6 protein-coding genes are annotated in these 9,194 nt (G+C 70.9%); 1 reads left to right on the top strand and 5 read right to left on the bottom strand.

Going from position 1 to position 9,194, the window contains the following annotated elements; translation table 11 throughout:
- Window positions 1-38: 38 nt before the first annotated feature.
- Window positions 39-2,573, bottom strand: a complete 2,535-nt coding sequence (locus tag VF584_25270) for an EAL domain-containing protein (GenBank protein ID HEX8213510.1) — start codon at window positions 2,571-2,573, stop codon at window positions 39-41.
- Between the two features lie 255 nt (window positions 2,574-2,828).
- Window positions 2,829-4,151 (bottom strand): putative glycoside hydrolase, encoded by a 1,323-nt coding sequence (locus VF584_25275; GenBank protein HEX8213511.1) that lies wholly within the window; start codon window positions 4,149-4,151, stop codon window positions 2,829-2,831.
- Between the two features lie 231 nt (window positions 4,152-4,382).
- Between VF584_25275 and guaA the strand changes: the two genes are divergently transcribed.
- Entirely contained in the window at window positions 4,383-5,927 is a 1,545-nt protein-coding gene (guaA, locus tag VF584_25280) for a glutamine-hydrolyzing GMP synthase (GenBank protein ID HEX8213512.1), read from the top strand.
- A 351-nt stretch (window positions 5,928-6,278) separates the two neighbouring features.
- On the opposite strand, the gene VF584_25285 is transcribed toward guaA, so the two are convergent.
- From VF584_25285 to VF584_25295, 3 genes are read right to left on the bottom strand one after another with little or no spacing between them, the layout of a single operon-like run.
- Complete coding sequence (locus tag VF584_25285; GenBank protein ID HEX8213513.1) at window positions 6,279-7,700, bottom strand: hypothetical protein; 1,422 nt, start codon at window positions 7,698-7,700, stop codon at window positions 6,279-6,281.
- 60 nt (window positions 7,701-7,760) lie between these two features.
- Window positions 7,761-8,108 carry a DUF192 domain-containing protein gene (locus VF584_25290; GenBank protein ID HEX8213514.1) on the bottom strand — a complete coding sequence of 116 codons (348 nt, stop codon included), beginning with the start codon at window positions 8,106-8,108 and terminating at the stop codon, window positions 7,761-7,763.
- A gap of 4 nt (window positions 8,109-8,112) precedes the next feature.
- Window positions 8,113-9,051, bottom strand: a complete 939-nt coding sequence (locus tag VF584_25295) for a type II secretion system F family protein (protein HEX8213515.1) — start codon at window positions 9,049-9,051, stop codon at window positions 8,113-8,115.
- Window positions 9,052-9,194 lie beyond the last annotated feature (143 nt).

Below are 9,194 nucleotides of genomic sequence, written 5' to 3' on the forward strand. Positions count from 1 at the left end.
AGCGGAGGGCGGACATTCGCTTGCGTCGGCAGCCCCGCTCAGCAGCCCACGAGCTCGGCGCTGAGCATCGCTTCGGCGATGACGGCGGGCATGGGGTCGGCGAAGAGGTAGCCCTGCACGTAGTCGCAGCGGAGCGAGCGGAGCTCGGCGAACTGCTCGTCCGTCTCCACGCCCTCGGCGATCACCTGCATGCGGAGGTTGTGCGCCAGGTTGATGATGGTGCGCACGATCTCCTTCCCCTCCTCGTCGCGCGTCATCCGGTCGATGAAGCTGCGGTGGATCTTCATCGTGCTGATGGGGAAGCGGTGCAGGTAGCTCAGCGACGAGTAGCCCGTGCCGAAGTCGTCCATCTGCAGCTCCACGCCGCGCGACTGGAGCTGGAGGAGGACCGCGTCCAGCATCTCCGTGTGCTCCACCAGGACGTTTTCGGTCAGCTCCAGCTTCAGCGAGGAGGCGTCGAGGTCCGCCTCATTGAGGATCTCGTCCACCGTGCGCGCCAGGCCCGGGACGAGCAGCTGCTTGCCGGAGACGTTCACGTTGATGGTGAGCGGCGGCAGGGTGGGGAAGCGGTCCTGCCATTCGCGCGTCTGCCGGCAGGCGTCGCGCAGCACCCACTCGCCCAGCCCCACGATCAGCCCCGTATCCTCGGCGCAGGGGACGAAGTGGGTCGGCTCCAGCAGACCCAGCGTGGGATGCTGCCAGCGGACCAGCGCCTCGAAGCCCACCACGCGTCCGTCCAGAGCCGCCAGGATCGGCTGGTAGTAGGTGCGGAACTCGGCGCGCTCCAGCGCCTTGCGCAGGTCGTGCTCCAGGCGGATGCGGACCATGGCCGCCGCGTGCATGTCCACGTCGAAGATCTCGTAGCGCGCCTTGCCGCGCGCCTTGGCCCGGTACATGGCGAGATCCGCGTCGCGCAGGAGCTCTTCCGGCTCGTCGTAGCCGTTGTCGCTCAGCACGATGCCGATGCTGGCGCTGGTGAACACCTCGTGGCCCGCGAGCGCGAAGGCCTTCCCCACCGCCTCCTGGATGCGGTCCGCCACGAGCGTGGCGTCGTTCAGGCCGCCGATGCCGTCCAGCAGCACCACGAACTCGTCGCCGCCCAGCCGCGCGCTCGTGTCCTCGGGGCGCACGCACGCCTGCAGGCGCCGCGCGATGGCGACCAGGAACTCGTCGCCCACCACGTGGCCCAGGCTGTCGTTGATCAGCTTGAAGCGGTCGAAGTCCAGAAAGAGCACGGCGAAGTGGTACTCGGGGTGCCGCTTGGCGCGGGCGATGGAGCGCCGGATCAGGTCCAGCACGAACGGGCGGTTGGGGAGCCCCGTGAGCGTGTCGTGCCCGGCCGCGTGCAGGATCTGCTTCTCCGCCATCTTGCGCGCGTGGATGTCGGTCTGCGAGCCGGCGATGCGGTACACCGTGTCCGACTCGCTGCGCACGGCCAGGCCGCGCGTCAGCATCCAGCGGTACTCGCCGTTGCGATGGCGCACGCGGTGCTCGCTCTCCAGGTGCGAGCTGCGCCCCTCCATGTGCCCGGCGATCTCCGTGCGCAGGTCCTCGACGTCGTCGGGGTGCACGCGGTCCAGCCACTCCCGCCAGTCGGTGCCAATCTCGTCGGGCGCGTACCCCAGCATCTGCTTCCAGCGCGGGGAGTAGTGGATGGTGTCGCGCAGCAGGTCCCAGTCCCACAGGCCGTCGTTGGCGCCGTCGGCCGCCAGAGCGTATCGCTCCTCGCTCTTGCGCAGCGCTTCGCGGGAGTCGCGCAGGTTCTCCGAGAGGAGCGCCATCTCGCCGGCCCACTTCTCGGCGCGGCGGCGTTGCAGCCAGAAGTACAGGGAAAGGCACAGCAGCGCCAGCACCAGCGTCCCCGCCGCGATCCGCCCGTACGACGGCGCCGTCACCAGCACGAAGTCCTCCGGCTGGCGCGCGGCCAGCTCGAAGCCCGCCTCCGAACGCCCCGCGACCCCCACCAGCTCCACCGCGTGCGACGCGACGAGGCCACGCACGAAGGCGCGGTCCTCGAAGAAGCGAGCGGGGGTGCGCACCGGCACGGTGCCGGAGTGATCCTTCACCACCAGCCCCCCGTGCGACTTCATGATGTCCGCGGGGATCACCAGCTCGCCCACGATGCGCACGAGCTGCCCCTGATAGCTCCCCGCCGCCAGCTCGCGCGCGAGCACCGGGATGGGTTCGGGGACGACGCCGTTGCCCAGCCGGCTCAGCTTCGTCACCGCCAGGCGCGCGCCGCCGTGGCGCATGCGCAGGCGCCCGCGCACCTCCACCCGCTCGCCCACGGCCAGATCGCCGGGGAGGAGGACGGAGTCGCGCGCGGCCAGGAGCACCCCGCCCGTGCTGTCCTGCAGGACGGCCGTCCGCTCACCCCGCTCGACCGCACCCGGCGCCGCAGTGATGGTGCCGGAGATGGTGACGGTGCGTCCGGCGCGGTTGCCGTCCGCGTCGCGCAGCAGCGACGCCACGGGGACCGGCTCCTGCGCACGGAGCGCCGTCGCCGGGAGGACGCACGCGGCGAGGGCTACGAGGCGGACGAGGACGCGCCGGGAGGGGGTGGGCGGATACATGTGGGGCTTCCATTCGCGGTTCCGAAAGGTGCTTCGGACCGTGGCTAAAGGAAGAGCCGTGCCACGAATGTTTGGCTAAAAAGCTAGGTTTTTCGGGGGTTTTTCGGAAACTTTCGTTGCACTATCCACGTGGTTCTTGCTTTCTGCATCAAAACTTCACAGCCCAAGTATCGCGCCACGACAACCCAAAAAGCGACCGCCCCTTCCCCCTGTAACAAAAAGGAGAAGGGGCGGCGGTGAGCGCGTGCGGCGCGGCTACTGGCCGAGTGCGGAGCTCGGCGAAGCGGGCACGCGCTGGCGCATGGCGGCGGCACCCTCGCGGTCGAAGCGGTCCACCGTGCGCACCAGCGAGGCCGGCGGGGTGAAGCGGCGCGCTTGCGGCACGGCCTCGCGGGCGAAGGCCCCGGCCATGGCGTCGTACTTCGACGTCGGGTGCCAGAAGATCCAGTCCTCCAGCCCCAGGTCGTGCACGGCGCGGATCTGCGCGGCGGCCTGCTGGGGGCCGTACTTGAACGACCGGTCGTTCCACGTGGCGGTGAACGCCTGAAGCCAGGGGACGATCCGCGCCGGCTCCTGCCCCGCGGCGGCCAGCCGCTGGTTGCGGATGACGCCCATCCCCACCGAACGGAAGACCGTCTCGTACGGCATCCGGTTGGGGCGCGACACCCCCTCCAGGTGCGTGGGGAAGTAGTGCGACGGGTAGACCATGGGCAGGAGACCGTCGATCCGCGACGAGAGCTGCTCCCACTGCTGCCCGATCCCCACGTCTCGCGACTCGTTCATCGACAGGCCGAAGACGTCCGCCGTCACCGTGACGCCCAGCGGGCGCAGGCGGCGCGTGGCCTCGCTGAGGAATGCGGCGATGGCGTCACCGCGCTCGCCGGCGGCGTGCGGGTGCACCTGCGTGGGGAGCGACCGGTACGCCTCCGGAAAGCGCACGTAGTCGAACTGGATCTCGCGAAAGCCGGCGCGCGCGGCCTCTTCGGCCACCGCGATGTTGTAGTCCCACACGCGGCGGTCCCAAGGGCTCACCCAGGTGATCTTCTGGTGGTCGCGCCAGAGCTCGGTGCCGGGGGTCTTGATCGACCAGTCCGGCCGGGCGCGGGAGAGCCGCGGGTCCTTGAAGACCACCACGCGCGCGATCGGGAAGATGCCGTGCGCCTTCATCGTATCCACCAGGCCGCGCAGGTCGCGCACCGGGATGCTGCCCCAGTGCGACGCCTCGCGCGCCAGCGGGACGGTGCTGTGGAAGCGCACCCCGTCCTCGTCCTTTACGTCCACCACCCAGGCGTTCAGCTCGGTGCTGTCCGTGAGCGCCAGCAGCTTGTTGCGCGTCACGGGGTTCCCCGCCGCGTACGAGCTGACGTAGATCCCCCGCACCATGCGCGGCACCGACTTTCGCGGCGCGGGCGGCTCCGGGCGCGGCTTGGGGGCCGGGCGCGCCTCGGCCTCGGAGCTCACGAATCCAGCCGCGAGCGCCGCGACGGCACTGGACGGACGGGGGGACAGGTCGGCGCACGCGGAGGCGAGCACCAGTGCGGCGATGCTCGCCGCGCGGACGGGGACGATGCGGCTCATCGGGGACTGCACTTGCAAGGCGCGGGCTGGGATGGGGGGGCGGGCGGATCGGATGCTTCGGCCAAAAGGCGGAGCACGCAAACACCCGTATTCTCGCCATGCGAAAATGGTGCCGCCGGGGCCATTCCGAAAGGGGGTCGTGAGCCCCTTTGCCGCGCCCGTGCCCCGGGCGTATTTTGCCGCGCCCCCGGACACTCTCCGGGACCTCGATCAAACCATGGCGGACGACCCGTGGATCCCAACCGCATCCTGATCATCGACTACGGCTCGCAGTTCACGCAGCTCATCGCGCGGCGCATCCGCGAAGAGCGCGTCTACTGCGAGATCCATCCGCCCACCCGCTCGCTGGAGTGGATCCGCGAGTGGGCGCCGCGCGGGATCATTCTCTCCGGCGGCCCCTCCTCCGTCTATGGCGAAGACGTCCCCACCGCTGACCCGCAGCTGCTGCACATGGGCGTGCCGGTGCTGGGGGTGTGCTACGGGATGCAGCTGATCACCTTCCTGGAGAACGGCGTCGTGGAGCCTGGGCGCCGCGAGTACGGCCGCGCGCACGTGCAGATCCGCGAGCCGGAGGGGATCTTTGCCGGCTTCACCGCCGGCGAGCAGACGATGGTGTGGATGAGCCACGGCGACCACGTGGTGGAGCCGCCGCCGGGGTACCGCGTCCTGGCCAGCACGCCGGACCTGCCGTGGGCCGCCTTCCGCGCGCCGGACCGCGAGATCTACGGCGTGCAGTTCCACGTGGAGGTGGCGCACACCGTGCGCGGCGCGGACATCATCGGCAACTTCCTCTTCCGCATCTGCCACTGCCAGCCCACGTGGACGGCGGGGTCGTACATCGAGAACGAGGTGGAGAAGATCCGCGCGCGGGTGGGTGACGCGCAGGTCATCTGCGGCCTGAGCGGCGGCGTGGACTCGTCGGTCGCGGCGTCGCTGGTGCACCGCGCCATCGGCGACCAGCTCACCTGCATCTTTGTTGACACGGGGCTGCTGCGCGCGAGCGAGCGCGAGTCGGTTGAGCGCACCTTTCGCGCGCACCTGGGGATTCGCCTGGAGGTGGTGGACGCCTCCGCCTTATTTCTGGAGCGCCTGCGCGGCGTCGAGGACCCCGAGCGGAAGCGCGTCATCATCGGCCACACCTTCATCGACACCTTTGAGGACGCCTCCGCGCGCCTCGGCGGCGACGCCCAGTTCCTGGTGCAGGGGACCCTCTACCCGGACGTAATCGAGTCCGCGTCGGTGAAGGGCCCCTCCGCCACCATCAAGACGCACCACAACGTCGGCGGCCTCAAGGCAGACATGAAGTTCGCCCTGATCGAGCCGTTGCGCGAGCTGTTCAAGGACGAGGTGCGGCAGGTGGGGCGCGAGCTGGGGCTCCCCGAGGAGATGGTGGGGCGCCACCCGTTCCCCGGCCCCGGCCTCGCCATCCGCGTGCTCGGCCCGGTGGACGAGCGCGAGCTGGCCATCCTGCGCCAGGCGGACACCATCTACCTGGAGGAGATCCGCGCGGCGGGGCTGTACGACGAAATCTGGCAGGCCTTCGCGGTGCTGCTGCCGGTGCGCAGCGTGGGCGTGATGGGTGACGAGCGCACGTACGAGAACGTATGCGCCCTCCGCGCTGTCACCAGCCGCGACGGGATGACGGCCGACTGGTACCCGTTCCCGCACGACGTCCTTGCCCGCATCTCCACCCGCATCATCAACGAGGTTACGGGGATCAATCGCGTCTGCTACGACATCTCCTCGAAGCCGCCGGCGACGATCGAGTGGGAGTAGGGGCCCTCACCCCCCCGACCCCCCTCTCCCGATAACAGGAGAGGCTGGCGCCTCTGTTATCGAGAGAGGGGGGAGGCTCGCCTGGATCTCGGCGCCTCCTCAATGCCGACGCGGCACGGAGCGCCCCCTGGAAACGAAAAGCCCGCCTTCGCGGACTCCAGGTCTGATGCCGTGCTTCTCGAGCCGGCTTTAGCCGCCTTCCCGTCGTTCCAGCCGGGGGCTTTAGCCCCCGGTGTGATGCGGCGACGGCCCCGACGCCCCGCGCCAACCCCGCCCCCGAACCTGCGAAGGCAGGTTTCCCGCAGTTGTTGCAGCGGTTTCAACCGCCGGGCTCGCCAGCCCCGCCCACCGTCACGTCCCCAGCCGCAGAATCCGCCCGCCGCCCCACAGCAGCGCGAGGTACAGCGCCGATAGCACCGGGAAGAAGAGGAGCAACCCGGCGGCGGTTAAGGCTGTGGCGAAGATGATTTTGAAGCTGGCAGCCACGAGCGCGGGGATGTTGATCCGGCGCGTGACGCTCGGCTTCGCCGTGACCGACAGCGCGCGAGCGGGTCCAGTGCGGGCGTGGACGGCGGTCTGCGCGGTGGGGGCTCCGCGCGCGCGGAGCCCGCGAAGCATGCCCGCGAACTCGGTGTTGGACGGGTCCAGCCAGACCGCGGCGCGGTAGGCGGCTTCGGCCTCCGGCCAGCGCTGCTGCTGCGCGAGGGCGGTGCCCAGGGCGGCATGCAGCGACGGGTCCGCCGGGGTGAAGGTGAGCGCCTGGCGGAACTCACCCTCCGCTTCCGGGGCGAGGCCCTGCTGAAGCAGGAGGAGCCCCGCTGCGAACCCATTCGCGGCCACCTCGGCCGCGTTCGGCGGAAGCGCGGCGGAGTCACGGCGCAGGGAGTCGGTCGTGGCGAGGTGCGCCGCGGCCGCGCAGTCGACGCGCCCGCCGTTCGCGGCGGTCCACGCGCCGTGCGGGCAGGAGGCGGCGAGCGCCTCGTAGCCCCAGCGCGCCTCCCCACGGTTGTAGCAGGCGGGAGTCGTCAGGCGCAGGCTGTCGCCGCGCGCGTCCGAGGCGCGGATCAGGCCGGCGGCGGATTCTTGCACAGCCGCGTATTCCAGGAGGCACTCGCGCGTGGTGCCTGTGAAGCGCCCCGACTCGGCGGCGGCGCGGGCGGCGGCGGCCATGAACGCGGTGCTGCATGCCCGCTGCCCCGGAGCCCCGCCATCGCCGCAGCGGTACTGGTTCAGCTCGGCGTACGATGCCGGCGCCCCGGCAGTGGTCGTAGGAGTGGCGGGAGCCGGAGCGGCGGCGGCCTTGATCGCCTCGCCCGCGGAGGCCGCGCGAGACATGCGGAGGTTGCGCACCCGCACGGCCGCGGGCGTGCCGCCGTCGTAGCGGATTACGGTGTTCGCGTCCGCATCCACCGCGTACTCCCCGGCGCGGATGCGGGCGCACCTCCCCTCCGCCGACACCGGCGCCGCGCTTCCCGTCACCACCACGTCGTAGCTCAGCTCCACGTCGTAGCTGTTGCCGTTGCGGATGACGAGCCGCCCGCCCGGCGCGGCCTGGTCCGTCTCGACGCGCGCGTGGAAGGAGACGCCGTTCTGCCGGAAGAGCACGGTGAAGGCGTCCAGCAGCGGCGGCTCCGCCCGCGAGTTGGTGAAGCCCGCCGCGGGGCAGACGGTCTGCGCGGCGGCGGGAAGGGCGCCGGTGGATGCGGCCAGCACGAGCGCGCAGAGGGCACCCCAACGCCGGACGGGGAGCGCGCCGAACAGGCTCGCTCCCACGTCAAGAATCCCGGCTCGTGCCCCGCAATCGTTCATCAGAGTCCGTTCACAGCAGAGAGTTCAGGTCCAGCGGAGCGTGTCGCCCGCGCTGGTGCCGGTGTCGCGGAGCGTGCCCGCGGGGAGCTCCAGCGCGTACCGGGCGGCGTGCCACCCGGTGCGGGCGCGGGGAGCGAGCCCGTGATACGTCGCCACCACGGTGCGGCGGTCGTCCACGAACGCGACGTCCAGCGGATAGCTCATCCCCAGCATGTGCACCGCGCGGCAGGGGTCCAGCAGGAGCCCGTCGCCCGGCGCGAGCGGCGGGCGCCCCAGCAGGCCGCGCAGCCGCAGCCACCACCGGTCCGCCACCGCCACGCTCGCGCCCAGCACGCTCCCCCGCGTGTCGTTGGCGATGCTCACCCGCCTCATGCCATCACCCCTGGCTCCCCAGTACCCGGCTGATCTGGATGATCGCGGGGCCCAGGAGCACCACGAACATCGCCGGGAAGATGAAGAGGACGAGCGGGAAGACCAGCTTCACCGTGGTCTTGGCGGCGGCCTCCTCGGCACGCTGGCGGCGCTTGGTGCGCAGCGTGTCCGCGTGCACCCGCATGGCCTGGGCGATGGAAGTGCCGAAGCGGTCGGTCTGGATCAGCATGGCAGCCAGCGAGCGCAGCTCGGCGACGCCGGTGCGCGAGCCCAGGTTGCGCAGGGCGTCAGGGCGCGGCACGCCGGCGCGGATCTCCAGGTTCACCAGTCCCAGCTCGTCGCCGATCAGCGCGCTCACGTGGCGGATCTCCTGCGACACCCGCATCAGCGCCTGGTTCAGCCCCAGCCCCGCCTCCACGCACACCACCAGCAGATCGAGCGCGTCGGGCAGGGCGCGCTGGATCTCGCGCTGGCGGGACTTGGCGCGGCGGCCCACGAAGAAGCCCGGGGCGATCCACCCGGCCGCGGCCATCCACACGGCCGCGAAGAGCGAGCCTCCCGTGCCCAGGCCGAAGAAGGGGAGGAAGAGGACCGCCGCTCCCCCCGCGGCGATGGGGAGCGCCACGCGCACGCCCCGGAAGACGGTGGCGGCGCCGGGACCGCGGAAGCCCGCCTCCACCAGCACCTTCTGGACGGTCACCACGTCGGTGTTCCCGCCGCGGCTCCACTCGCCCACGCGGTGGAGCCAGTCGCCGAAGCGCTGCACCGGACCGGGTCCCGCCTGCCCGTCGCCGGCCATGACGGCGGCGGCCGAGGCGCCGCGGTCGAGCTGCGCGAGCTGGCGCACCGCCATGCGGCGCGAATGGCCGGCCGCGACCTCGGCGGCCACCATCACCAGGAGGACCACCGAGAGCCCGATCATCGCTGCGATTGCGTAAATCATTGAGGCGGTCTCCGGGGTGTGGATCTGAGCGGGAGTCCTGAACCGTAGAGTCCTAAGTCCTAAGTCCTAAGTCCTAAGTCCTAAGTCCTAAGTCCTAAGTCCTAAGTCCTAAGTCCTAAGTCCTAAGTCCTAAGTCCTAAGTC

The organism is Longimicrobium sp. (assembly GCA_036389135.1).
Lineage (GTDB): Bacteria > Gemmatimonadota > Gemmatimonadetes > Longimicrobiales > Longimicrobiaceae > Longimicrobium.

Bases quoted from the DNA above. Each gene is read 5' to 3' on its own strand.
- VF584_25270 (HEX8213510.1), bottom strand. From the start codon at position 2,573: ATGTATCCGCCCACCCCCTCCCGGCGCGTCCTCGTCCGCCTCGTAGCC.
- VF584_25275 (HEX8213511.1), bottom strand. From the start codon at position 4,151: ATGAGCCGCATCGTCCCCGTCCGCGCGGCGAGCATCGCCGCACTGGTG.
- VF584_25290 (HEX8213514.1), bottom strand. From the start codon at position 8,108: ATGAGGCGGGTGAGCATCGCCAACGACACGCGGGGGAGCGTGCTGGGC.
- VF584_25295 (HEX8213515.1), bottom strand. From the start codon at position 9,051: ATGATTTACGCAATCGCAGCGATGATCGGGCTCTCGGTGGTCCTCCTG.